Source organism: Streptomyces hokutonensis, assembly GCF_042751305.1.
Lineage (GTDB): Bacteria > Actinomycetota > Actinomycetes > Streptomycetales > Streptomycetaceae > Streptomyces > Streptomyces hokutonensis_A.
The window spans coordinates 1,130,379-1,153,182 of record NZ_JBHYWD010000001.1; the positions used below are offsets into that span (position 1 = coordinate 1,130,379).

At 70.5% G+C, this 22,804-nt stretch carries 24 protein-coding genes and 2 pseudogenes; 13 read left to right on the forward strand and 13 right to left on the reverse strand.

Annotated features, from left to right (window positions below):
- Positions 1 to 188: 188 nt before the first annotated feature.
- Together ACFXC1_RS05215 and ACFXC1_RS05220 are read right to left on the reverse strand one after the other, a co-directional pair.
- Complete coding sequence (locus ACFXC1_RS05215) at positions 189 to 1,196, reverse strand: LacI family DNA-binding transcriptional regulator (protein ID WP_381238938.1); 1,008 nt, start codon at positions 1,194 to 1,196, stop codon at positions 189 to 191.
- A gap of 153 nt (positions 1,197 to 1,349) precedes the next feature.
- Positions 1,350 to 2,603, reverse strand: coding sequence for an ROK family transcriptional regulator (locus ACFXC1_RS05220; protein ID WP_381238941.1), 1,254 nt, complete (start codon positions 2,601 to 2,603; stop codon positions 1,350 to 1,352).
- Positions 2,604 to 2,959: 356 nt separating this feature from the next.
- Between ACFXC1_RS05220 and ACFXC1_RS05225 the strand changes: the two genes are divergently transcribed.
- The 4 genes and pseudogenes from ACFXC1_RS05225 to ACFXC1_RS05240 all read left to right on the forward strand — a co-directional run bounded on the left by ACFXC1_RS05225 (position 2,960) and on the right by ACFXC1_RS05240 (position 6,018).
- On the forward strand, positions 2,960 to 3,085 hold the full coding sequence (locus ACFXC1_RS05225) for a hypothetical protein (RefSeq protein WP_381238944.1): 126 nt from the start codon (positions 2,960 to 2,962) through the stop codon (positions 3,083 to 3,085).
- 63 nt (positions 3,086 to 3,148) lie between these two features.
- The gene (locus ACFXC1_RS05230) at positions 3,149 to 4,585 is read left to right on the forward strand and encodes a carboxylesterase/lipase family protein (protein WP_381238946.1); all 1,437 of its coding nucleotides are present in this window, start codon (positions 3,149 to 3,151) and stop codon (positions 4,583 to 4,585) included.
- A gap of 192 nt (positions 4,586 to 4,777) precedes the next feature.
- Positions 4,778 to 5,284: a hypothetical protein gene (locus ACFXC1_RS05235; protein ID WP_381238949.1), complete on the forward strand. Its 507-nt coding sequence runs from the start codon at positions 4,778 to 4,780 to the stop codon at positions 5,282 to 5,284.
- A gap of 107 nt (positions 5,285 to 5,391) precedes the next feature.
- Positions 5,392 to 6,018 (forward strand): annotated as a pseudogene (locus ACFXC1_RS05240) (transposase).
- A gap of 70 nt (positions 6,019 to 6,088) precedes the next feature.
- On the opposite strand, the gene ACFXC1_RS05245 reads toward ACFXC1_RS05240, so the two are convergent.
- Positions 6,089 to 6,397 (reverse strand): MerR family DNA-binding transcriptional regulator, encoded by a 309-nt coding sequence (locus tag ACFXC1_RS05245; RefSeq protein WP_381238952.1) that lies wholly within the window; start codon positions 6,395 to 6,397, stop codon positions 6,089 to 6,091.
- Between the two features lie 91 nt (positions 6,398 to 6,488).
- On the opposite strand from ACFXC1_RS05245, the gene ACFXC1_RS05250 reads away from it, so the two are divergent.
- The gene (locus ACFXC1_RS05250; RefSeq protein WP_381238954.1) at positions 6,489 to 7,199 is read left to right on the forward strand and encodes an SDR family oxidoreductase; all 711 of its coding nucleotides are present in this window, start codon (positions 6,489 to 6,491) and stop codon (positions 7,197 to 7,199) included.
- A gap of 203 nt (positions 7,200 to 7,402) precedes the next feature.
- On the opposite strand, the gene ACFXC1_RS05255 is transcribed toward ACFXC1_RS05250, so the two are convergent.
- A complete protein-coding gene (locus ACFXC1_RS05255) occupies positions 7,403 to 8,200 on the reverse strand; it encodes a HEAT repeat domain-containing protein (RefSeq protein ID WP_381238957.1) in 798 nt (265 codons plus the stop codon).
- Positions 8,197 to 8,730: a hypothetical protein gene (locus ACFXC1_RS05260; protein ID WP_381238960.1), complete on the reverse strand. Its 534-nt coding sequence runs from the start codon at positions 8,728 to 8,730 to the stop codon at positions 8,197 to 8,199. Before ACFXC1_RS05260 ends, ACFXC1_RS05255 begins: the two co-directional genes overlap by 4 nt.
- 149 nt (positions 8,731 to 8,879) lie before the next feature.
- Here ACFXC1_RS05260 and ACFXC1_RS05265 point away from each other — a divergent pair, with 149 nt between their 5' ends.
- Entirely contained in the window at positions 8,880 to 9,797 is a 918-nt protein-coding gene (locus tag ACFXC1_RS05265) for an expansin EXLX1 family cellulose-binding protein (protein WP_381238962.1), read from the forward strand.
- A 12-nt stretch (positions 9,798 to 9,809) separates the two neighbouring features.
- On the opposite strand, the gene ACFXC1_RS05270 is transcribed toward ACFXC1_RS05265, so the two are convergent.
- From ACFXC1_RS05270 to ACFXC1_RS05280, 3 genes are read right to left on the reverse strand one after another with little or no spacing between them, the layout of a single operon-like run.
- Entirely contained in the window at positions 9,810 to 10,460 is a 651-nt protein-coding gene (locus ACFXC1_RS05270; RefSeq protein ID WP_381238965.1) for a hypothetical protein, read from the reverse strand.
- Positions 10,457 to 11,512: a rod shape-determining protein gene (locus ACFXC1_RS05275; protein ID WP_381238967.1), complete on the reverse strand. Its 1,056-nt coding sequence runs from the start codon at positions 11,510 to 11,512 to the stop codon at positions 10,457 to 10,459. Before ACFXC1_RS05275 ends, ACFXC1_RS05270 begins: the two co-directional genes overlap by 4 nt.
- A gap of 35 nt (positions 11,513 to 11,547) precedes the next feature.
- Complete coding sequence (locus ACFXC1_RS05280; RefSeq protein ID WP_381238970.1) at positions 11,548 to 12,441, reverse strand: helix-turn-helix transcriptional regulator; 894 nt, start codon at positions 12,439 to 12,441, stop codon at positions 11,548 to 11,550.
- Positions 12,442 to 12,537: 96 nt separating this feature from the next.
- On the opposite strand from ACFXC1_RS05280, the gene ACFXC1_RS05285 reads away from it, so the two are divergent.
- Entirely contained in the window at positions 12,538 to 13,236 is a 699-nt protein-coding gene (locus tag ACFXC1_RS05285) for an SDR family NAD(P)-dependent oxidoreductase (protein WP_381238973.1), read from the forward strand.
- Between the two features lie 134 nt (positions 13,237 to 13,370).
- Positions 13,371 to 15,152, forward strand: a complete 1,782-nt coding sequence (locus ACFXC1_RS05290; RefSeq protein WP_381238976.1) for an FAD-binding dehydrogenase — start codon at positions 13,371 to 13,373, stop codon at positions 15,150 to 15,152.
- Between the two features lie 63 nt (positions 15,153 to 15,215).
- Here ACFXC1_RS05290 and ACFXC1_RS05295 read toward each other — a convergent pair whose 3' ends face one another.
- Positions 15,216 to 15,872: a maleylpyruvate isomerase N-terminal domain-containing protein gene (locus tag ACFXC1_RS05295; RefSeq protein WP_381238979.1), complete on the reverse strand. Its 657-nt coding sequence runs from the start codon at positions 15,870 to 15,872 to the stop codon at positions 15,216 to 15,218.
- A gap of 37 nt (positions 15,873 to 15,909) precedes the next feature.
- On the opposite strand from ACFXC1_RS05295, the pseudogene ACFXC1_RS05300 reads away from it, so the two are divergent.
- The 3 genes and pseudogenes from ACFXC1_RS05300 to ACFXC1_RS05310 all read left to right on the forward strand — a co-directional run.
- Positions 15,910 to 16,110: pseudogene (locus ACFXC1_RS05300) on the forward strand (hypothetical protein); the annotation flags it as partial.
- A 49-nt stretch (positions 16,111 to 16,159) separates the two neighbouring features.
- The gene (locus tag ACFXC1_RS05305) at positions 16,160 to 16,627 is read left to right on the forward strand and encodes a MarR family winged helix-turn-helix transcriptional regulator (protein ID WP_381238982.1); all 468 of its coding nucleotides are present in this window, start codon (positions 16,160 to 16,162) and stop codon (positions 16,625 to 16,627) included.
- Complete coding sequence (locus ACFXC1_RS05310; RefSeq protein WP_381238985.1) at positions 16,624 to 17,556, forward strand: NADP-dependent oxidoreductase; 933 nt, start codon at positions 16,624 to 16,626, stop codon at positions 17,554 to 17,556. Before ACFXC1_RS05305 ends, ACFXC1_RS05310 begins: the two co-directional genes overlap by 4 nt.
- Positions 17,557 to 17,574: 18 nt before the next feature.
- Here ACFXC1_RS05310 and ACFXC1_RS05315 read toward each other — a convergent pair whose 3' ends face one another.
- Positions 17,575 to 18,537, reverse strand: a complete 963-nt coding sequence (locus ACFXC1_RS05315) for a GlxA family transcriptional regulator (protein WP_381238988.1) — start codon at positions 18,535 to 18,537, stop codon at positions 17,575 to 17,577.
- Between the two features lie 115 nt (positions 18,538 to 18,652).
- Between ACFXC1_RS05315 and ACFXC1_RS05320 the strand changes: the two genes are divergently transcribed.
- On the forward strand, positions 18,653 to 18,946 hold the full coding sequence (locus tag ACFXC1_RS05320; protein ID WP_381238990.1) for a putative quinol monooxygenase: 294 nt from the start codon (positions 18,653 to 18,655) through the stop codon (positions 18,944 to 18,946).
- Positions 18,947 to 18,950: 4 nt separating this feature from the next.
- On the opposite strand, the gene eno is transcribed toward ACFXC1_RS05320, so the two are convergent.
- Entirely contained in the window at positions 18,951 to 20,234 is a 1,284-nt protein-coding gene (eno, locus tag ACFXC1_RS05325; protein WP_381238993.1) for a phosphopyruvate hydratase, read from the reverse strand.
- A 100-nt stretch (positions 20,235 to 20,334) separates the two neighbouring features.
- Here eno and ACFXC1_RS05330 point away from each other — a divergent pair, with 100 nt between their 5' ends.
- A complete protein-coding gene (locus ACFXC1_RS05330) occupies positions 20,335 to 21,198 on the forward strand; it encodes a winged helix-turn-helix transcriptional regulator (RefSeq protein ID WP_381238996.1) in 864 nt (287 codons plus the stop codon).
- A gap of 6 nt (positions 21,199 to 21,204) precedes the next feature.
- Here the strand turns inward: ACFXC1_RS05330 and ACFXC1_RS05335 are convergent, their stop codons facing one another.
- Positions 21,205 to 21,981, reverse strand: a complete 777-nt coding sequence (locus tag ACFXC1_RS05335; RefSeq protein ID WP_381238998.1) for an SDR family oxidoreductase — start codon at positions 21,979 to 21,981, stop codon at positions 21,205 to 21,207.
- Positions 21,978 to 22,781, reverse strand: a complete 804-nt coding sequence (locus ACFXC1_RS05340) for a MerR family transcriptional regulator (protein WP_381239001.1) — start codon at positions 22,779 to 22,781, stop codon at positions 21,978 to 21,980. Before ACFXC1_RS05340 ends, ACFXC1_RS05335 begins: the two co-directional genes overlap by 4 nt.
- Between the last annotated feature and the right edge of the window lie 23 nt (positions 22,782 to 22,804).

The following is a 22,804-nucleotide window of genomic DNA, read 5'->3' on the forward strand; positions in this document are numbered from 1 at the left end:
TGTATGGCGCGACGACGGGGGGTTTTTGCATACGATCTGGGGGGTGCGGGGTCCCCGGCCGGGCCCGGTGGCCGCAACCCGGGACTGCCCGTGGAGTGACCTGTTCAAGTGTGTTGCGAATGTTCGGAAGTTTGCGCTCCGGCGCGAGGGGTGTCAAGACATTCGGACCGGCTGCGCACCTGGGCGGCTCAGGCGGAGCCACTGAGCCGCAGTTCGCCCCGTACGACCAACTCGTCGGCCGCCAGCGCCTCGGTGCCAGACAGCAGCCGCGCGATCTGTTCGATGGCGAGGGCGCCGAGCCCGCGCGTGTCGAGGGCGACGCTGGTGAGCGGGGGTTCGACCAGGGCGCCGAGCTGTAGCCCGTCGAAGCCGATGACCGCCAGCTCGTTCGGGACGTTCCGCCCGAGTCGGCGGGCTTCCCGCAGGGCGCCGAGCGCGATGATGTCGTTGAACGTGAAGACCGCGGTGACATCGGGATGGGCGGCGAGCATCACCCTGAGTGCCGCCCCGCCGCCGTCGGCGGTCTGGTCCGCGCCGACCACCAGGCCCGGGTCGATTCCGTGTGCCCTCGCGGCCGTGGTGAACCACTCGTGCCGGACGCTCGGTTCGGCGCGGGTGTGGTGGTCGAGCATGCCGATCCGGATGTGCCCCCGCGCGACCAGATGCGCGACCGCCGCGTGTACTCCCTCCGAGCCGTCGATCGTGATCGCGCTGAACCGCGTCCGCTGCTCCCGGCCGATCAGCACCACCGGCATGCCTCGGGTGAACTTCTCCAACTCGCTCTCGGGGCAGCTGAAGTAGCCGATGACAGCGTCCACTTGGGAGCTGATCACCTGGAGCGTGCCGAGTTCCTCCTCGGCCCGGTCCCCGGTGTCGTACACGACGACCTGCCAGCCACGGGAGCGGGCCGCCTCCAGCGCGGCGGCGGCGACCTCGGTGAAGAACGGGTTGAGCAGGTCGGGGATGACCAGCCCGATCGTCATCGTGTCCTGGCGGACCAGACCGCGCGCGAACCGGCTGGGCCGGTACCCGAGCGCGCGAGCGGCGTCGAGCACCCGCTGCTTGGTGTCGACGTCGATCTCGTCCTTGTCGTTGAGCGCCCGTGACACGGTCTGCCGTGACACCCCGGCCGACTTGGCGACGTCATTGATCGTGATCTTCCGGGGCTCGGCCCCCGCTGTTGATGGCAGCACCATCGCCCACCTCCCGCTTCTCGCGAACGCCGGTGCGCGCGCAAGGCCCGAGTATGCCTGCACCGGGGCAGCCGGACGAAGCGACGACCACCGGCCGGAGGCGTCGGCAGGGGTGGCAGGCAGCGGCGACGGCCTTGCTGCCGTAGGGCGGCGCCGCTAAGGGGATGTCACGGCGACCGGGGTCCGGGGCACGGCCGGCACGCTGGTCGGGTCGTCGAGGAGGGCGTCGCGGCAGGTCTGGAACGCGCCGCGCAGTGTCGCCTCCGTGCCGAGGACGCCGAAGGTGATCTCCGGCTGGGTGTCCGGCGCCAGGGCGCGGCGCCCGGCCATCCGGGCGTCCAGGCCGGGCCGCAGCCACTTGCCCCAGGTGGCGAGGTAGCCGCCGAGGATGATCTCGCCGACGTCGGTGATCCCGCAGACACCGAGGACGGCCGCTCCGAGGGCGTGTCCGGCGGCGCCGAGCGCGGCGGTCGCGTCCGGGTCGCCCGCGCGCAGCCGGCGGTCCAGCTCGGCCAGCGCCGCCTCGCCTCCCCGCGCCTCGGCTTTGGCGTCCAACCCGGCCGCGTGGATGAGGGGTTCGGGCCCGATGTACGTCGCCAGGCAACCCCGTGCGCCGCACCGGCATTCGGGACCGTCGAGGGCGATCGGCAGGTGCCCGATCTCGCCCGCCATGCCGTGACTCCCGCTGTGCACACGCCCGTTGACGAGCAGCCCGCCGCCGACTCCGGTGTCGGCCTTGATGTAGGCGACGGTTTCCGGGTGTCGTACGCCATTGGCCGCGAGGGCGTGGTACTCGGCCAGGGCCGCCATGTTGGCGTCGTTGACGACATCAACTGGGCAGCCGAGACCGGGGAGTTGGGCGACAACCAGGGCGCGCAGGTCGGTGCTGTGCCAGCCGAAGTCGACGGCCGCGGCCACGAGTTGGCCGGGTCCGACGATCGGTCCGGCCATGGCGACGGTGAGTTGGGCGACATGGGCGTCCGGTGAGGCGTCCCAGACCGCGGCTTCGGCCGCCCGTGTGGCACAGCCGATGACCGAGGCCAGGGCGCGCGGATCGCCGTACGGCGCGTGGTGCGGCGCCGACTCACGGTGCAGGACGCGGCCCCGGAAGTCGGCCGCCATGACGTGCACGGACTCCAGGGTCACCTGCGCGGCGAGGATGACCACCCGCTCGGGCACCAGCCGCAGCGGCCGCCGGGGCCGGCCCCGGCCGCCGGAGGGCACCGAGCCCGCCTCGCGGACCAGACCGCGGTCGATGAGTTCCGCGACGAGCGCCGTGACGGAGGCGTGCACAAGACCGGTCCCGGCGGCGACCTCGGTACGGGCGCAGGGGCCGTGGGCGTCGAGGTGGCGCAGCACCAGGGCCAGATTGCGGCGTCGTACGTCGGCGGAGTCGGCGGGGGCTTTCACGCGGACGATTGTGCCCCGGCTCGGTGCGATCCGGTCAGGGTGGCCAGATGTATTTTTCCGATCCTTGAAATAAATAAATGGGCGAGTCCATACTCCCGACACCGGCAATGAAGCCGGTCCGTCCCCGTGGAGGTGTCCTTGTCCGCTTCGACCTCTTCCGCCCCCGCCACTGCCAAAACGGACGACACCCTGGGCCGCTCCCAGGTCACCGTCCTGATGTGGTCGAACGTACACGTCGCTGGACATGGCCCTCATGACCGAGGTCCTGCCCAAGGGCTCGACCGCGGGCAAGGACCCTCGGCATCCTCAACATCGCCACCAACATCCCCCAGGCCCTCGGCCCGATCATCGCCTCCGTGCTCATCACCTCCTTCGCCGCGGGCTCCGACAGACTGCCGGGCTACCGTGTCCTGTTCGCCTTCGCCATGACCGTCGTACTGATCAGCACGCTGGCCATCCGGCCGATCAGGAGCGTCAAGTAGCAGGCCAGGCACGAGACTTCGATCATCACCCCCAACTGCCCACCTCCACAAGGATGTTGCTCCGTGCCCCAGTCCGTGATCGCCGCCACGTCCCAGGGACCCGTCCTGGGGACGTGGCAGCATTCCACCGCCCGCTTCCTCGGCATCCCCTACGCCAAGCCCCCGGTCGGCGACCTCCGCTTCGCCGCCCCCGTCCCGCCCGAACCGTGGACCGAACCACTCGACGCCACCCGGTACGGGCCCACCGCGCAACGCCGCCCGTTCATCCTCGAGGGCCCCACCACCATCCCCGAACCCTCGATACCGGGCGACGGCGTCCTCAACCTCAACGTCTTCACCCCCGACCCGACCCCGGGCGCGGGCCTGCCCGTCCTCGTCTGGATCCACGGCGGCGGCTACGTCGCCGGATCCGCCGCCAGTCCCTGGTACGACGGCTCGGCCTTCGCCCGCGACGGAGTCGTCCTCGTGACGATCGGCTACCGGCTCGGCATTGAGGGCTTCCTGCACCTCGACGACGCACCCGACAACCGTGGCGTACTCGACTGGATCGCCGCACTGACCTGGGTACGCGACAACATCGACGCGTTCGGCGGCGACCCCGCGAAGGTCACGGTCGCCGGTCAGTCGGCGGGTGGCGGCGCCGTGCAGACGTTGATGGCCACGCCCGCCGCACACGGACTCTTCCGTGCCGCGATCTCCCAGTCCGGCGCGGTCAGGTTCCCCCAGGACCGACGCGACGCACTCGCCGACTCGGCCCGCCTGACGGAATACACCGGCGTCCCCGCGCTCGCGTCCGCGCTCCGCGACCTGACCGTCGACGAACTGCTCGCGCTCCAGGACGCCTTGGCCGCTCCGGAGGCCGGACTGACGCTCGCGCCCTTCGCGGACGGGGAGTTGATCCCGATCCCTGTGGCGGAGGCTTTCGCCGACGGCAGCGCGGCCTCCGTCCCGCTGGTACTCGGCTTCACCCAGCGGGAGTTCAACCCGCCGGTCGGCACCACTCAGACACCGGTACCGGCCGAGGCCGTACAGGCCGTGCTGGCAGCGCACGGGCTGTCCGCCGAGGCCGTAGCCGCTTACACCACCCTCCGCACCGACGAAGACCCGACGCAGCGCATGGGCCAGGCCCTGACCGACGCCATTTTCCGGGGCCCTTCCCTCGCCCTCGCCGAGGCCCGCGCACACCACGAACTCCCCACCTGGCTCTACCACTTCACCTATGGAAGTGCGGGCCACTGCGTGGAGATCCCGTTCGCGTTCGACCTCCTCGACGCCGAGCGCGTCACGGCCGCGACGGGCCCGCATCCGCCCCAGTCCCTCGCCGACGCGATGCATGGCGCCTGGGTCGCCTTCGTCCGGGACCTCGACCCGGGCCCCGAGTGGCCCCGCTACACCGACAAGCGCCGTACCACGATGACTTGGGACACCACCCCGCAGGCGCTGGACGATCCGCTGAGCGCGGAGCGCCGCATCTGGACCGGGTCACCGACCACTCCTTGAACCGGCTGACCACTGCTGCCGGCCCGGCAGCAGAGGTCCGTTGCGGAGGGGAAGGTCACCCCTATGCTGCGGAGGGGTGACGGGAGGCACGTATGTACAAGTCCGGCATGAGGGTGCCGGTCAGAGGGATGCTCTGCGGGCTCGTGACGGTGACGTTGGCGGCGGGATGCGCGCATCAGAACCCGGGCGCCGGTGAAGGAACCTTCTGGCAGTGCCTCAGCCCCACCGGAATCCACGGTCTACACCTCCGAGTTGCAGAAGAGCGACCTCCCTTGGAGCGGCAGTCCAAGCCCGTACAGCGCCGAGGTGAAACTCGGCGACGGCCGCCGGGTGGCGCTGCACTACCGCCGGGGCGAGGGGTTCGTCGAGCAGCACTACAGCCCCCGGGCGAGGGCCTGGACCGCACCGACGGTCGTCTACCGCACCACGACCGACGCCTGCCAGGGCATCCAGCTGCGCACCAGGAACGGAACCGTCGCGGCGATCGCCGACTTCGGCACCTACTGCTACGACGGCGAGCCACCCACCGAGTCCCTCGCGGTCGTCGGTGTCGGCGACCTGACGGACTGGAGCGTCCACGTCACGAAGGACTTCGACGGCTGGGAACGGGCCTCCGTCTCCGACGACGGGCAGCGGGTTGTCTTCGGAAGGGACACGATTCTCCGCTGGAGTCGGACCAAAGGGTTCGAGCGTAAGTGAGCCCGGCGGCAGGTGTGGCGAATGGCCGTGTGACGCCCCGGAGGCAAGACAGGCACGAGCCTGGGTGATCACGGAGTTCTTGACGCTCGGTGATCACCGGAGGGCTCGTGCCTGTCCTGCCGTCATGCCTGTTCGAACCCTTGTGGGACCAGTTCGCAGCGCTGCTGCCCGAGCATGTCGACCCATCCGCTCGGCTGCCACAACCCGCGCGTCCCGGACCGGATTGTCTTCGAGCGCGTCATCGCCGCCCTGGCCGAGCAGGTCCACGGGCCGGCCGTGCAGGCGTACGACCGCATGATCGGCCTCCGACTCCATGAGCTGTCCGTCGACGGGTGCATCACCAAGGCTCCCTGCGGCGGCGAGAGAGCCGGACGCTCCCCGGTCGACCGGGGCAAGCAGGGCCTGAAGCGCTCAGTGGCCACCGAAGTCCGCAGGGTCCCGATCGGTCTCGTCCCGGCCGGGGCGAACCGTCATCGCTCCCCGCTGCTCGTGCCCACCCTGGAGGCCGCGAAGAAGCAGTTCGGTGTGGTTCCCGAGCAGGTCGACGTCAACGTGGACCGGGGCTACGACAGTGACAAGACCCGAGCCGCGCTCGGGGAACCGGGCTTCACCAGTGCGCTGTGGACTTCTGCCTCTACCTGTCCGCCGCAATCGTCACGCTCCGCATGTTCATCCGCCGCGCGACCCCGCTCTACCGCTGGGACGGACGGCCCACCACCAGGAGACTCAGGTGACGCCTGCTGACCGGCGTCCGTCCGCGTCGGGCGGACAAGCACTGCCGCACGCCTGGAGAAGGGGCGCTGCTCAACGAGGGCAGGGCCGGCCCGCGCTCCTGGCTGTGGAGGCTGTGGTGATGATGGCGTCGAGCCGGTTCCGGGTTTTCACCAGGGTGCTGACCTGCGTATCGATGCGGTCCCGCTCGGCCGACTGCCGGTCGAGCAGCGCGGGGGTCACGTCACCGGTCTCGACGCACGGCAGCAGTTCCAGGATCGCCCTGCGCGCCGAGGCCAGCAGGTCCTGCTCTTCGTAGTAGCGCAGTGCCCGCACGCTCATGCCCACCCGTGAGGCCAGCGCACCGATGTGCATCAACGCCCCCTCCGTGACCTGGATCACATTCCTTGCCTCTGACGTCAACGTCAGGTTCTAGCGTTGCCCGTGAACAGCCCGGACAGGAATCACCTCACCACTGCCAGGAGACCCCCCCATGAAGATCACCGGTTCCGTCGCCCTCGTCACCGGCGCCAACCGCGGCATCGGCAGGCACTTCGCCCAACAGCTCCTGCACCGGGGCGCCACCAAGGTCTACGCGACCGCGCGCACCCCCCACCTCGTCGACCTCCCCGGTGTGGAGGTACTGCGGCTCGACCTCACCGATCCGGCTTCGGTCGCCGCCGCGGCGGGCGCGGCCTCGGACGTCACCCTCCTGATCAACAATGCCGGCGTGTTCACCCAGCAGAACCTCGTCACCGGGGACCCCGAGAAGATCCGGCTGGAGATGGACACCAACTACTTCGGCACCCTCAATGTGGTCCGGGCGTTCGCTCCCGTCCTGGCCGCAGGCGGCGGTGGGGCCATCCTCAACGTCCTGTCGGCGATGTCCTGGCTCGCCTACGACGGGGCCAACGCCTACAGCGCGTCGAAGGCGGCGGCGTGGAGCCTCACCAACGGCATCCGCCTCGAACTCGCGGGCCAGGGAACCGCGGTGACGGGCCTGCACCTGGCCAGCACCGACACCGACATGATGGCCGGGTGGGACGTGGAGAAGAACGACCCCGCCGATGTCGTGCGCGCCGCCCTCGACGGCATCGAGGCCGGGAAGATGGAGATCCTCGCCGACAACAACAGCGTCCAGCTCAAGGCGGCCCTGTCCGCCGACCCGAGCGTGCTCTATCCGCAGGCGGTTCCCGCCGCCTGACCCTTCGGCAGCCGCCCGCCCGGCCACGCTTCAGCCGACGTTCGAGGATCCAGGGATCAGCCGGGCGCGGCCATGCGTACTCGTCACGCTCCGCACGCGCGTCCGCCGCGCTACCGCTGGGACACCTACCCACCACCAGAAGACTCAAGTGACGCCTACCGCCGAGCTCTCTGAGCGAGCCCTTGCGCGGCGCTGCGCAAGAGTCAGGCGGTGAGTTTCTCTCGACTGGCGACAGCGTTCTCCCGAACGTAGGTGTCGGCGTCGCCGGCGAGGCGGTCCAGTACGGCCAAGCTCGCCGGGTCGGGTGCGGGGAACCGGCCCAGGTCGATGGCGACCCATGCCCGTACGTCGGCGCTGTCGTCCTCGGCAAGGCGGTGGATGGCCGGCAGGGTCCTGGGCTGTTGCGCGAAACCGAGAGAGCTCAGGGCGCTCACTCGTACCTGGGGACCGGGGTCCGCGAGCAAGGTCGTCAGCAGATCGACGGCCCGGGCTGTGGTCTTCGTGTGGCTTCCGATGGTTCCCATCGTCACGCTGCGGACGTGGTCGTCCGGATCCTGGGCGGCGTCGGCCAGGAGGTCGAGGTCGTCCGGTTCGGGAACGTAGCCGAGCAGCCACAGTGCTGTCCTGCGCAGGCCGGGGTCGGGGCCAGTGACCCACGGCAGGATGATGCTCCGCGCGTAGGCACGGTCCTGGCGGGCGAATTCGGTCACTGTCGCCGTGAGGGAGTCCTGGTCGTCCCCCAGATCGTGGGCGAAGGCCCGCAACAGCTCGGGCAGGGCTCGGGAGCCGGCTGTCTCGGCCAGAATGCCGCAGAGCACGTGGCGTCCGTACCCGTTCCCGGCATCGACGGCACCGACAAGGTGCTCTTGCAGGCGGGGGATCAGGGCCATGTCCCGAGCGGTCAGCAGCTCGCTTTCCAGGGCTTCGATCCGGTCGAAGTCGCAGTCGGGGTCGGCCAGTTCGGCGGCAAGGGCGTCGAGCCGCGCGGCGCTGTGGCTCATGAGGTGGATCTCCAGCGCGGGGCGTCGATGTCGGGTTCGTCGGGTCTGGCGAAGTGGAACGGCACGCCGAACCGATCGGCCAGGGCACGGCCGACCGTCTCCGCCTCCCGCGCCTCGGGCCATGGCGGGACCGCGCCGTTGAACAGTCGCAGGTCACCGCCGTGCCGGATGGTGGCGAGCCGGTGCTCGGCGACCGGGGCATCCGTGAGTACGACCAGGTCCACGCACCAGCCGTACGAGTCGCCGTCCCACAGCGCCTCGACGGCCACCGTCCGTCCGGGCAGCGTCTCGACCTGCTCCGCGAGCGTGGTGAGGGCCAAGGGCGGGGTCGGGCTGCGCTCGGAACTCCGGCCCAACTCCCGGCAGCGCTCCGCCACCACATCCAGCGTCTCGTACAGCCCCGGTCTGGCGTCAGCCGGGAACGCCTCACGCACCCGGGCGACTGCCGCGAGCCGGTGGTCCCGCTGGATCAGACCGTCCACGGCGGAACGCTCGGCGGCCGACAGCGCGGTCCATATCGGGGAGTCCATGACCGTATTCAATCCGCACCGGCCACTCCACTCGACACCCGCCCCAACCGCCCATCCGCAGAAAGGGCTTGCCGCCGTCCCCCCGAGGCTGGCACGATCGCCTCCTCCATCACTCCAGGCAAACGGAGGGTGGTCGTCGAGGAGGTCCGGTGTCCAAGCGGTGGCTGTTTCTGTCGGCGGCCGCGGTGCTGATCGTCGTGTCGCTCGCCCTGGTGCTGCTGCCCGGTGACAAGAGCGACGAGGACGTGAAGACCGAGGCGGGAAACGCCGTTTCCGCACCCGCGACGAACTCCCCGTCCGCGACCGGTACTTCGACCGCTTCCGCCACTCCGTCCGCGCACGCGACCGACGCCTCCAAGAAACCCTCGGCGACACCGTCCGCCCATCCGTCCGCCACCTCGGCCACCCCGTCGGCCACGAAGGCCCGCCAACAGGCCGCCGGTACCGCCTCGTTGGCCGGACGCATCAGGCCCGGCGTCACCTACCGAGGTGTCGCCACCTTCTACGACGCGGACGGCGGCGGCGCCTGCCTGTACGACCCGGGCGACGACGTCCTGACCGGCGCGATGAACACCACCGACTACGAGGCGTCCAAGGCCTGCGGTGCGTATGTGCTCGTGCACGCGGCCGGTGGTGCCACGGTCACCGTGCGGATCACCAACGAGTGCCCGGGGGACTGCGCGCCCGGGCAGATAGACCTCAGTGCGCAGGCCTTCGCCAAGCTCGCCAGCCCTTCGGCCGGCCGGATCCCGATCACCTGGAACCTGGTGAGCCCCAGCACCTCCGACACGATCTCGATCCGCTACAAGACCGGGTCCAGCCGCTACTGGTGCGGCATCCAGGCGATCGGCCACCGCAATCCGCTGGCCCGCCTGGAGGTCCTCTCGGGTGGCACCTGGCGTCAACTGCCGCGCGCCAGCTACAACTACTTCCTCTCCGAGAGCGGCAGCGGCTGCGGCGGCGCGATCAGGCTCACCGACATCTACGGCGAGCGACTCACCGTCCCCGCGCTCGCGGTGCGCCCCGACGTCGTACAGTCCACGAGCGTCCAGTTCGCCAAGCACTGACGGGTCTGCCGGTCACCTGGTCCGCCGCGCCCAGCGCTCTCGCTCTCTGGCCGCGCTGAAAGCGAGCGAGGCGGTGAACAGGGCCTGGACCGCGGCGATCACGGCGGACAGGTCCCAGGCCCACTCGGGAGCGGCGGGCGGCGGGCCGGCGCTGACGCCGTATCTGCCCCGGGGATCGACCGTGACGGTGAGACGGTCACCGACAGCGAGGTGTCCCGCGCCGATGACGCCGAGCCGTCGATGGTGAGCGGCGTCGGCCAGGACCGCATTCGTTCCGGCGTCGTACACGCCGGTGCTGGGCCGCAGGTCCGTCACGACCGCCCGGACGGCTCGGCCGCGCTCGTGCAGCGCCTGATCCTTCAGCGCGAGCCAGCACACCAGCATGGTCACGGCGACGCACGCGGCCACCGCGGTCTCCCGTACCGGGATCACCCAGCCCCGGGTGTCGTCCCGAAAGTCGTACAGGGCGAACGCCAGCCCGCCCAGAGCACCGGCCAGCACGAGCGCGCCGACGCCCAGAACCACCGGGTTCCGCCATCCGACGGGCGTCAGCGAAGCACCGTAGACGACGCCGAAGGCCATACCCGTCAGCACCGCGCTCACCGGCACCGCGAGTGCCGTCCACAGCAGCCGCACGCCCCATCTCCGCCCGGTGGCGCTCACCGGTCGTCGGTGTTCGGACGACCGGGCAGCAGGCGGAGCGCCTCCAGCAGCGCCAACTCCTCTGGCGTGTGGGCGTCCTGGTCCCCGACCGAGGAGGAGGCCCAGTCCGCGATGACTCGGCGGAACCGCCCGGCGCGGTCCTCGATGACAGGGGCCGGCGGATTCTCGGCGAGCAGACGGGCCACCCCGTCGCGGAGGACCCGAGGGTGTTCGAACCCGATCCTCGGTTCGGCGACCCGGCGCGCGGGCAGCCCGGTGAGTTCCGTCAGGTGGTGCTCCGCTCCGGGTGGATGCGGGCCGGTCAGGAGCAGTCCGCCGGCGGTCGCCTGCCGGGCGGTTTCCGGCGGGGCGTCTCGCAGCACCCGCGTCACGAGGTCCACCACCGGCTGGTAGGCAGGGGCCACGACGGCGCGCAGTTCGGTCGGCGACAATGTGACCTCGGCCTGCTCCCGGGGGCGGGGGCCGTCGTCGGTGATCGGTGATCCGTGGACGGACAGGGGGCCGGGCACCGTCGGCGACGGCGCGAATCCGCCGCCGTGGACGACGGCGGACCATGCCTGTTCCAGGCCGAGGTCGAGGCCGTGCTCATCACGCACATGCCCGATCACCGCGCCGGCCAGGCCTCGTGCGCCACCGGTGGCCAGACCGCTCGCGACCACCTCACGCCCGGCGACGAGGGCGACCGAGGTGTGCACCGCGTCCAGGTGCACCACGAGACACGCGGCCGGCTCCGGATCCAGGTTCGCGCCGACCAGGGCGGCCACCGTCTCGTCCACCACCCTGACTTCCGCCGCCGGCCACTGCTCCCGGACCGTGTCCACGGCGGGCCGCACCCCCGGGTGCGCGCCGGCTCCGGGTGCGACGAGAACCACCGACCCGATCGGCGCCCACAACTGCGACGCCTTCGGCACACCGACCGCCAGCAGTTCCGCCGCGAGCGACGCGTCCGAGCCCGGGTCCGGATTCCAGGCCAGCTCCAACACCAGCTCCGTGTACCGGGCGCTGCGCCCCGTCCGCTGTATTCGTATCTCTTCGAGAGCCCACCAGAGCACGCCGCCACCCCGCACCGTTGTCCTGTGCGGCGATCTTAGGTGATTGACGACATACCGGTAGTCGTGCCTGTGCGGTCCGGCAGTGGAGCGGCGACGACCCGTCGCAGTCTCGCCTCGTCCGAACTCCCGGGCGCCGCCGTCAAGATGACGATCTTCAGGTCGGAGTCGCCGTCCGTCAGGACGTCGCAGTCCACGTCCACGGGACCGACCACGGGATGCCGCACCGTCTTGCGGTCCTCGCGGTGTGCGGCCACCGTGCCGCTCGCCCACAGCCGGGCGAACGTCGCGTTGCCCGCGGTGAGTTGACGGATCAGGTCGGCCAGGCGCGCGTCGTGCGGGTAGCGGCCGGTGGCGCGGCGCAGGTCGGACACGACGGCCAGGTCCGAGTGGTCGCCGTCGGGTACCAGCACCGGCCAGGAGGCGATGCGTACGTCTTCGCCGGAGCCGATCGGGAAGCGTTCGCGGGCGAAGTTGCGGAGTTCGGGAGGCTTGGCCGACGGGTCGCCGAGCAGTGCGGCCCAGCCGGGGTTCCACCAGATCAGCTGCCAGTCGGCGGCGAACACGGCGACCGCGACCTCGCCGAGACGGTTCAGCACACGGTGCACGCCCGACGGGAGGTGGTCGGGGATCGGCTCATGGTTCGGCGGGACCAACCCCGCCATCCGGTAGAGGTGTTCGCGCTCGGTGTCGCTCAACCGCAGTGCACTCGCAAGGGAGTTGACGACCTGTGCCGAAGGCGCCGTGGACCGCCCCTGCTCCAGGCGTACGACGTAGTCGACCGACACGCCCGCGCGCTCGGCGAGTTCCTCACGGCGCAGGCCGGTCGCCCGCCGGGACCGGCCGGACGGCAGCCCCACAGCCGACGGCGACAACCGCTCCCGCCAGGCCCGGATCGTCGCGCCCAGCCCGAGCCCCTCGTTCACTGCCATGCCCCCATCCTGCCCCCAACGCACCATCCTGGTAATGCCGTTCCTACGGTCGTGCCGTCCCTGGCACAGCACGGGCGCCGCACGGACGATCGAGGCATGACCACCACGTTCATCACCGGAGCCAACAAAGGTCTCGGCCACGAGACCGCCCGACGCCTGCTCGCCCTCGGCCACACCGTGATCGTCGGGGCCCGCGACGAGGAGCGGGGTGCCGCTGCCGCCGCCGAGTTGGGCGCGCGGTTCGTCCGCATCGACGTCACCGACGACGCCTCCGTGGCCGCCGCGGCAGCCGATGTCGCCGTACACGAAGGCGTACTCGACGTCCTGATCAACAACGCCGGAGTGCACGGCCCGCACGGCGATCCCGCCGAACTGACGGGCGCCGACGCGCTCGGCGTCTTCGACGTCAACGTCTTTGGCGCGATCCGCACGACCACCGCCTTCCTCCCGTTGCTTCGCCGCTCGGCCGACCCGGTCGTCATCAACGTCAGCAGCGGCATGGGGTCCCTCGCCATCACACACGACCCGTCGCGGATCGAGTCCTCCGTCGTCGCGCCTCTCTACACCGCGTCCAAGGCGGCCCTCACCATGCTGACCACTCAATACGCCAAGGCCCTCAAGGACGTTCGCGTCAACGCCGCCGATCCCGGCTACACGGCGACCGACCTCAACGGCCACAGCGGCCCCCAGACCGTCACCGAGGGAACCGACGCGATCGTCCGGCTCGCGACCGAAGGACCCGGCGGCGGTTCGGGCCGCTTCATCGACCGCGACGGTCCGCTCGACCTGTCCTGAACCCGCCTCCGAAACACACCTGACACAGCTTGGTTTCCCTAGGTGCTACCGGCGGTAACAACAGGGGTGTCGCGGCACGCTCCACGTGTCGCGCGCACCTCCCGCACCTCCCGTACTCATTCGGAAGGCACCTCATGGAGAACCTGACGTCCCCCACGGCGATCAGCAGACGAAGAGCCCTGACGGTGGCCGGCGGCGTCGCCGCCGGCGCTGCCCTCGCGGCACACGCGGTACCGGCGTTCGCGGCAGGCACCTCGGACGCCGACGCCATCGTCGTCGGCCACGGCCTGGCCGGACTGGTTGCGACGGCCGAACTGGTCGCCGCCGGAAAGAAGGTGCTGCTCCTGGACCAGGAGCCCGAGTCCAACCTCGGCGGCCAGGCGTTCTGGTCCTTCGGCGGACTGTTCCTGGTCAACTCCGACGAACAGCGGCTCATGGGCATCAAGGACTCCCAGGAGCTGGCCTGGCAGGACTGGCAGGGCACGGCCGGTTTCGACCGAGGCATCGACGACCCGGCCGGCCAGGACTACTGGGCCCACAAGTGGGCTGAAGCGTATGTGGACTTCGCCGCCAACGAGAAGCGGTCCTGGCTCCACGGCCTCGGCATCCGCTGGTTCCCGATCGTCGGCTGGGCCGAGCGCGGCGGCGGCCTCGCCGACGGACACGGCAACTCGGTGCCCCGCTTCCACGTCACCTGGGGTACAGGACCGGCCGTGGTCGAGCCGTTCGAGAAGCAGGTGCGGGCCGGGGTCGCCAGCGGCAAGGTGGTCTTCAAGTTCCGCCACCAGGTCAACGAGATCGTCCGCACCGGCGGCGCCGTGACCGGCGTGCGCGGCTCGGTCCTCGAACCCAGCACAGCCCAGCGCGGCAAGGCCACCTCCCGCACCGTGGTGGGCGACTTCGAGCTCAAGGCCCCTGTCGTGATCGTCACTTCGGGCGGCATAGGCGCCAACCACGATCTCGTACGGCAGAACTGGCCGGCCCGGCTCGGCACCCCGCCCAAGAACATGATCACCGGTGTGCCCGCCTACGTGGACGGCCGGATGCTGGGCATCACCGCGGCGGCGGGCGGCCGTATCGTCAACCCCGACCGGATGTGGCACTACACCGAGGGCCTCAAGAACTACGACCCGATCTGGCCCAACCACGGCATCCGCATCCTCCCGGGCCCGTCCTCGATGTGGTTCGACGCCAAGGGCAAACGCTTCTCCGCCCCCGACATGCCGGGCTACGACACCCTCCACACCCTCGGCTCGATCACCGCCGGCGGCTACGACTACTCGTGGTTCGTCACCACGAGCAAGATCATCGCGAAGGAGTTCGCGCTCTCCGGGTCCGAACAGAACCCTGACCTCACCAACAAGGACATCCTGATGCTGCTCTCGCGCATCTGGCAGACGCCGGAGCCGATCGAGAAGTTCAGGAAGAACGGCGTCGACTTCATCACCGCCACCACGCTCTCCGAACTGGTCCTCGGGATGAACAAGCTCACCGGCGACGGCCTCATCCAACTCGCCGATCTCCAGCGGCAGATCGAGGCCCGGGACCGGGAGATCGACAACGCGTACTCGAAGGACGCCCAGGTGATGGGCATCCGCAACGCCCTTTCCTACCCCGGCGATTCACTCAGCCGCACCGCCGCGATCCACAAGATCCTGGACCCGGCCGCCGGACCGCTGATCGCCGTCCGCCTCAACATCCTCACCCGCAAGACCCTCGGCGGCCTCCAGACCGACCTCTCGGGCCGAGTTCTGGACGCCACCGGTACACCAATTCCCGGTCTGTACGCGGCCGGTGAGGTGTCCGGCTTCGGCGGCGGGGGAGTGCACGGCTACCGCTCGATGGAGGGCACCTTCCTCGGCGGCTGCCTGTTCTCCGGCCGCCAGGCGGGCCGAGCGGCGGCGGCAGCGATCTGAGGTGCTACGGCCGCTCGCCTCATGTCGGCAACTCGGGCGCGTCCGGCCCGAGTTGCCGACAGGTCACCCGAGGAAGAGCGGCAACTCAACGTCCAGCGCGCCGAGTTGTTGTTTCTCCATATCCGTCGGAGTACGGCGCCCGGTGCCGACGAGCAGCGCGTCCCGGTCGGCGAAGGACGCGGGGAACGCGGCTCCGGCGATCCGCTCCAGCAACTCGCGTGCCGCGGCGAGGGATTCGGTGGGCGGCCCCGCCGCGTCCGGGATCTGTGCGACCAGGTCGAGGTGGTGCAGTGTCCACTCCAGGACGTACGCGGAGAGGTAGTCGCCCGCGGTGAGCACCTGGTCCTGCGTACTCACCCGCAGTCCGGGGTCGGCGAGCCGGGCGGCGCGGCCGGCGGCCGAACCGACGTCGTCCAGATGGAACTTGAGCAGCCGCGGCTCCTCGTACGCGGCGGCCAGCCGGACGGTCAGCGCGTCGAGCGGGTCGTCACCGGTGGGCGGCGTCCGGCTGACGGCCCAGTAGGTCACCGCGTCGCGGGTCGCCTCCGTGTCGGCGGGTGTCACGAGGGTGATCAGCACGTCCTGAGCGTCGATGACCAGATGGCAGACCAGGTCCCGCACCAGCCACCCGGCACACCCCGACGGCCGTGCGAAATCGGCGTCCTCGAGGTCGGCGACCGCCGTGAGCAGAGCTGTCCAGGAGCGTGAGAAGAGATCCACCTCGGCACGCTACGGCGCCCGGGCGGACCGTGTCACGTTCGGCCTCGGCAGCGGACTGGCCATCCTCATCGACGCCGTCGCCGTACGCGGTGTCCTCGTCCCCGCCGCGATGTGGCTGCTCGGCCGCTCGGCCTGGTACGCGCCCGGCTTCCTGCGCCGCTTCCACGCACGGTTCGGCCTCAGCGAAGGCGGTGCCGCACCTGATCCGCTCGTGAGACGCGCATCCGAAGTGCATTAGAGCTAAGATGATTAGAGCTAATGCACTTCGGCTCGGAAGGAGCCCGCCCGTGGACCTGCGGCAGTTGTTCGACGACCTGGTGCGCTTCGAGACGGACCTGTGGAACGGGATCGACGCCCGGCTCCGCCAGGACTGCGGTGTGACCCTGGGCAGTCTGAACGTGCTGCTCGTCGTCGAACGCGCGGGCTCCTGCCGGGTCAACGACATCGCCGCCGCCCTCTCCATCACGGTCGGCGGCGCGAGCCAGGCCGTCGACCGGCTGGAGAAGGCGGGCCACTGCGTACGGCGGCCGCACCGCACCGACCGCCGCTCATCGATTGTGGAACTGACGGCGGCCGGGCGGGAGTTGGTGGACGAGGCCGGTCCCGTCTTCGACCAGGAACTCGCGAACTGGCTCGCCCGTCCGCTCCCGGACACGGCACTCGGCCACCTCGCGAGCACGCTCGCGGTACTTCGCGCCGCCAACCCGCACACCCCGGACCCCGCGCCAACACCCCTGACGAAGGAGACCAGATGAGCCCCGCGCAAGCACGAGCAGTCCGCTTCGACCAGTACGGCGACCGCGACGTCCTGCACGTCACCGAGGTGCCGATGCCCAGCCCCGGCGCGGGAGAAGTCCTCGTCGAGGTACGGGCGGCCGGCATCAACCCCGGTGAGGCGGCGATCCGTTCGGGCGTGATGCGCGAGATCTTCCCCGCGACCTTCCCGTCCGGCCAGGGCAGCGACCTCGCCGGAATCGTCACCGCCCTCGGCGACGGCGTCACCGACTTCGCTGTCGGCGACGAGGTCCTCGGCTTCTCCTGGCAGCGTTCAAGCCACGCCACCCACGTCGTCGTACCGGTGAGGCAACTGATCCCCAAGCCGGCCGCCCTGAGCTGGGAAGTGGCCGGTTCCCTCTACGTCGTCGGATGCACCGCGTGGGCCGCCGTCGACGCGGTGGCCCCCAAGCCCGGCGAGACCGTCGCCGTCTCGGCCGCCGCGGGCGGAGTGGGCACCGTCACGGTCCAACTCCTCGCCGTACACGGCGCGCACGTCCTCGGCATCGCCTCACCCGCCAACGCCGACTGGCTCACCGCACACGGCGCGACCCCTGTCCCGTACGGCGACGGACTCGCCGAGGCCCTCACCGCGGCGGCACCCGACGGGATCGACGCGTTCATCGACCTGTTCGGACCCGACTACGTCCAACTCGCCGTCGATCTCGGCATCCCCAGGGACCGGATCGAGACGATCATCTCCTTCCAGAAGGCTCAGGAACTCGGCACCAAGAGCGCGGGCAGCGATGGCGCCTCCACCCGAGAGGTCCTCACCGAAATGGCCGGCCACGTCGCCGCCGGCCGTATCGAGATTCCCATCGCCGCCACCTATCCGCTCGACCGTGTCCGCGACGCGTACGCCGAACTCGAACAGCGCCACACGCGCGGAAAGATCGTCCTCATCCCCTGAACTGCCCCTGAACCGAGGTCACTTGCTGTCACGGAGGGCCGACGTGGTCTTCCCGGTGCGTTCGCGAAGCAGCACGCGCAGGGTGTTGGGGTGCTCGTAGCCGACCTTCCTGGAGATGGTCTCCAGGGACAGGCCGGTGGTGCGCAGCAGATGGGAGGCGCGTTCGATCCGCAGGTCCTGGACGAACCGGATCGGCGACGTCCCGACGGTGCGCCGCACGGCACGCTGCAGCGTCCGCTCGCTGACCCCGATGGCCCTGGCCGCCTCCGGGATGCCGATGGGCTCGGTCAGATGCTCACGGGTCCAGAGTTCGAAGGCCGCGACCGTGGGATCGCTCTGGGCCAGGGCGCTGGGGATGGTGTACGCGGCCTGCGAGGGGCGTTCGTCGACCACGAGATAGCGGGCGACCAGGTCGGCGAGCGCGGGGCTGGCCGCCCTGACGATCGCCAGCGCGAGATCCACATGCCCGAAAGCCGCGCCGGCGGTGATGACGCCATCGCAGTCGATGACCATCCGGCCGTGATCCAGCTCGACCTTGGGATACCTGTCCCGGAACACGGGCGACAACCACCAGGACGTCGTGGCCCGCAGCCCGTCCAGCACCCCCGCCTCCGCCAGCAGGAAGGTACCGGCGCACGCCGAGGCGATGGTCGTACCACGGGCACGGGTCCGGGCGATCAGGTCGCGGACGGGCCGGGACGCCTCGCCGCCCACATGGTCCAGCAGCGCCGAGGGATCGCTTTCCCCGATCGCCGGTACGACCAGGAGGTCCGCCGTGTCCGCCAGTTCAAGCGGCTCGGGCGCCACGAGGAGTCCCGCCCTGGTCCGCACCTTCGGGCCGGGGCCGACCAGGGTGACGTCCCAGGTGGGTGACGACTCGTGGAGCTGCCCGCCCAGCGTGTTGGCGTTGTTCAGCACGTCCAGGACGGCCGAGAGTCCCGAGTCGAACACTCCGTCGTAGACGACGACCGCTAGTTTCATGGCGGGAACGCTATCAATGGTGTCGTTTCCGCCGCTGATGTGATCACCGATCACCGCCATAGGTTCGTGCTGTGCCGGAAGTCCGGCGCACTGGACGTACACGAGGAGTGGTGACATGAAGGTCGGTCTGCTGGTACGCATCGAGGCCAAGCCCGAGCACGCCGACGAGGTGGAGGCCCTGCTCCGCGGTGCCCAGGAGCTTGCCGAACTGGAGCAGGGCACGGTGACGTGGTTCGCGTTCCGTGAGAACGCCACCACCTTCGGGGTGTTCGACACCTTCGAGGGCGAGCAGGGGCGGCAGGCGCACCTGACCGGCCGGATCGCCGCCGCCCTGGGGGAGATCGCGGAGACGAAGCTCAGCGCGCCGCCGGTGATCGCCCCGGTCGACCTGCTGGGAGCGAAGGTCTGACGCCTCAGCGGCGCAGTCCCAGCGCGTCCCGCCCGGCGTAGCGCGCCTGGGTGCCCAAGTCCTCCTCGATACGGATGAGTTGGTTGTACTTGGCGGTGCGGTCGGCGCGGGACAGCGACCCGGTCTTGATCTGTCCGCAGCCGGTGGCGACGGCGAGATCGGCGATCGTGGTGTCCTCGGTCTCGCCGGAGCGGTGGGACATCACCACGCTGTAGCCGGCCCGGTGGGCGGTGGCGACGGTGGCCAGGGTCTCGGTGAGGGTGCCGATCTGATTCACCTTCACCAGGACGGAGTTGGCGATCCCGTCGCGGATTCCGGCACTCAACAGCGTCTCGTTGGTGCAGAAGACGTCGTCGCCGGTGAGCTGGCAGCGCTCACCCAGCCGTGCGGTCAGGTCGCGCCAACCGCTGTGGTCGTCCTCGGCCATCGGGTCCTCGATCGAGGCGATCGGGTAGCGGTCGACCAACTCGGCGAGGTAGTCGGCGTGTTCGGCGGGGGTGCGGCGGACGCCCTCGCCCGTGTAGTCGTAGACACCGTCGCGGAAGAACTCCGACGTCGCCGGGTCCATGACGAGGGTGATGTCGGTGCCGGGCTTGTAGCCGGTGCGTTCGATGGCGTGGAGGACGAAGTCGAGGGCCTCGTCGGCGGTGCGCAGGTCGGGGGCGAAGCCGCCCTCGTCGCCGACGTTGGCGCTGTGGCCGGCGGCGATGAGGTCGCGGCGCAGCGTGTGGAAGACCTCGGAGCCCATGCGGACGGCCTGGGCGAAGGTGGCCGCGCCGATCGGGGCGATCATGAACTCCTGGAAGTCCAGCGGGTTGTCGGCGTGGGCGCCGCCGTTGACGATGTTCATCATCGGCACCGGCAGCAGGCGGGCGTCGACGCCACCGATGTAGCGGTAGAGCGGGAGCCGGTGGGCGGCCGCGGCGGCCTTGGCGGTGGCGAGGGAGACGCCGAGCAGGGCGTTGGCGCCGAGGCGTGACTTGGTGTCGGTGCCGTCGAGTTCGATCATCGTGTGGTCGACGGTCGCCTGGTTCTCGGCGTCGAGTCCGGTCACGGCGTCCGCGATGGTCTCGTTGACGGCGTCCACGGCCCGCCGAACTCCCTTGCCGTGGAAGCGGGCTGGGTCGCCGTCGCGCAGTTCGACCGCTTCCCTGGCCCCGGTGGAGGCACCCGACGGTACGGCGGCGCGGCCGAGCGATCCGTCCTTGAGCTCCACGTCCACCTCGACGGTCGGGTTGCCCCGGCTGTCGATGATCTCGCGTGCGACGACCCGGCTGATGGCGGTCACGGTGCAACTCCTCACGCAGGGCCCGCGTCCCGGACGTCGGCGGGCGGTAAGTTCCGTCATGAAACAAAGTGAGTCCTGAAAGAGAACCTACTATGGGTCCATGAGGATGCACAACGCCGACGAGACCTGCGGCATCGCCCAGGCAGCCGTGGTCCTGGGGGACTGGTGGAACGTCCTGGTACTGCGGGAGATCGCCCGCGGCCATGTCCGTTTCGACGCGCTGGCCGCCGGTATCGGCCTGTCCCGCAACGTCCTGACCGAGCGGCTCGGCCGGCTCGTCACGAGTGGCGTGCTGCACCGCCGCCTCTACCAACGGCGGCCGGTACGCTACGAGTACGTGCTCACCGACGCCGGGCTCGCGCTGCTGCCCCTGCTCGTGGCGATGCAGGACTGGGGCGACCGTTGGATGCTGGGCGACGGCAGCCTCACCGCGACCGCGGCCGAGGACAGCGCCGAACACGCCCGCGTGCACGCCCTGCCCGGCACCCGGCTGCCCGACGACCTCCAACTCCCCGGCATCCAGGGCGCGGACCTCCCGGTCGTCTCACCGGAGGCCGCCGCGACCGTCCTGTTCACCTACCCGGGCACGGGCATCGAGTGGGGCGAGCCGTCGATCCCCGGGGCTGAGGGCTGCACGTTGGAGAACCGGCTCTTCCGTGACGCCTGGCCCGAATTCCGCCGGGCGGGCGTGGATGTGCGCGGGGTGAGTACTCAACTCCCGCACGAACAAGCGGAGTTCGCCCGAGTCGAGGATGTCCCGTTCCCTCTCCTGTCCGACGCCCATCACCAACTCGCCGCCGCCCTGCGGTTGCCGACGTTCCGCGCGGCGGGCCGACTGCGTCACAAACGCCTCATCCTGATCATCGACGCCGAACGGACCGTACGGCACGCGCTGTTCCCGATCACCGACATCCCGCACGCGGTCGAGGAGAGCCTGCACCTGGCCGCGGACTGCGCCAGGTGACGTCCGCTAGGCGAACCCCCCGTTGCTCATAAGGAGTTGGCCGTTGATCCACTGGCCCTCCGGTGAGCAGAGGAAGTCGACGAGGTGGGCGGCGTCCTGTGGAGTGCCGAGTCGGCTGAGCGGTGTCTGCCGCAGGACCTGGGCCCGCACCTCCTCGGTCATCCAACCGGTGTCCACCGGGCCTGGGTTGATGACGTTGGCGGTGATCCCGAGAGGGGCGAACTCGTGGGCGGCGGCCAGGGTGATGCGGTCCAGGGCGCCCTTGCTCGCGCCGTAGGGGAGGTTGTGCACGGTGTGGTCGCTGGTGAGGGCGATGATCCGGCCGCTGCCCGGAGCGGCGGCGAACCGGCGGCCGTACTCGCGGATCAGCAGCCAGGTGGCGCGCGCGTTGACCGCGAAGTGCCGGTCGAAGCTCTCGACGGTGGTGTCGAGCAGACCGGAGTCGACGGACTCGCAGTGGCACATCACCAGGGCGGTGACTCCGCCCGGCCCGCGTCCGACCTCGTCGAAGACGCGGGCCGGAGCGTCCGGGTCGGAGAGGTCCGCCTCGACAACGATGGTCGTGGCGCCGTGCTCCTTGAGCGACTCGGTGATGGCCGACGCCGCGCCGGACTCGACGCCCCAGGACATGCGCTCGTCGTAGGGAGCCCAGTAGGTGAAGGCGATGTCCCACCCCGAGGCCGCCAGGCGGCGGGCGATGCCCGCACCGATACCGACGCTGCGCCCCACTCCGGTGACGAGCGCGAGCGGGCGGGGGGACGGTTGGGCGGTGCTCGTCGTCATGGTCCGAGATCGTTCATGACGGACCCGGGATCGGCAACTGTCTTTTCGGGGAGGGCGGTTGGTGGAGTGGGGATCGCTGTGATGACGGCGGCCAGGTCGGCGCCCGCCTGGAGGAGTCCCACTGTCCGTACGGCGATCCGGTCGAGGCGTTCGCGCAGGACGCGCCGGACTTCTCCCCGGCCGTCGAGCCGGTGCAGGGAACCCATGATCTCCCGCACCGCGGGAACGCCGTGGCCGGCGGCGCGGAGCGCCGTGACGATGCGGGCCGCTCTGATGGCCGACAGGCCATAGCGCCGGGCTCGCTGTGAGGTCACGCGTTCGGGGGTGACGAGCCCCTCCTCCTCCCAGAACCGCAGAGTCGAGGAACGCACGCCGAGGGCTCTGGAGAGTTCGGTGATCGTCATCGCGTCACCGTCCCGCTCCGGATCCGGTGCGTTCGCCTCGGCCTGGATCGCACGCAACGCCTGCTGGGCGCGCAGCGTCTCCTCGCGTTCCCGTGCCAACCCGACATGGACCTCGTTGATCACCGAGGCCGCCTCCGTGAGCGTCTTCGTCCGCAGCTCCGCGAGCATCCGGCGGGCGAGAACCGGGCCCACGGCGCCTGCCAGCCCTCGATAAGCGCGCAGAGCCCGCACATGCGTAGGCGTGTACGAGCGGTAGCCGTTGTCCGACCGGGCGGCCGACGGAATGACTCCCAACCGCTCCAGATCGCGCACCTGTTGCAGCGAGTACCCCGACTCGCGTGCCACATCGGCGGTCCTGAGCGTCCCGCGCCGCGCACCATCCGCCGCCTCACCCATCGGCCAACCCCACATAAGCACTT

Coding starts and splice junctions, on each gene's coding strand:
- ACFXC1_RS05255 (WP_381238957.1), bottom strand. CDS start 8,200: ATGAGCCACAGCGCCGCGCGGCTCGACGCCCTTGCCGCCGAACTGGCC.
- ACFXC1_RS05330 (WP_381238996.1), top strand. CDS start 20,335: ATGAGGATGCACAACGCCGACGAGACCTGCGGCATCGCCCAGGCAGCC.
- ACFXC1_RS05310 (WP_381238985.1), top strand. CDS start 16,624: ATGAGCCCCGCGCAAGCACGAGCAGTCCGCTTCGACCAGTACGGCGAC.
- ACFXC1_RS05215 (WP_381238938.1), bottom strand. CDS start 1,196: ATGGTGCTGCCATCAACAGCGGGGGCCGAGCCCCGGAAGATCACGATC.
- ACFXC1_RS05260 (WP_381238960.1), bottom strand. CDS start 8,730: ATGGACTCCCCGATATGGACCGCGCTGTCGGCCGCCGAGCGTTCCGCC.
- ACFXC1_RS05315 (WP_381238988.1), bottom strand. CDS start 18,537: ATGAAACTAGCGGTCGTCGTCTACGACGGAGTGTTCGACTCGGGACTC.
- ACFXC1_RS05280 (WP_381238970.1), bottom strand. CDS start 12,441: ATGGCAGTGAACGAGGGGCTCGGGCTGGGCGCGACGATCCGGGCCTGG.
- ACFXC1_RS05340 (WP_381239001.1), bottom strand. CDS start 22,781: ATGGGTGAGGCGGCGGATGGTGCGCGGCGCGGGACGCTCAGGACCGCC.
- ACFXC1_RS05250 (WP_381238954.1), top strand. CDS start 6,489: ATGAAGATCACCGGTTCCGTCGCCCTCGTCACCGGCGCCAACCGCGGC.
- ACFXC1_RS05285 (WP_381238973.1), top strand. CDS start 12,538: ATGACCACCACGTTCATCACCGGAGCCAACAAAGGTCTCGGCCACGAG.
- ACFXC1_RS05335 (WP_381238998.1), bottom strand. CDS start 21,981: ATGACGACGAGCACCGCCCAACCGTCCCCCCGCCCGCTCGCGCTCGTC.
- ACFXC1_RS05290 (WP_381238976.1), top strand. CDS start 13,371: ATGGAGAACCTGACGTCCCCCACGGCGATCAGCAGACGAAGAGCCCTG.
- ACFXC1_RS05320 (WP_381238990.1), top strand. CDS start 18,653: ATGAAGGTCGGTCTGCTGGTACGCATCGAGGCCAAGCCCGAGCACGCC.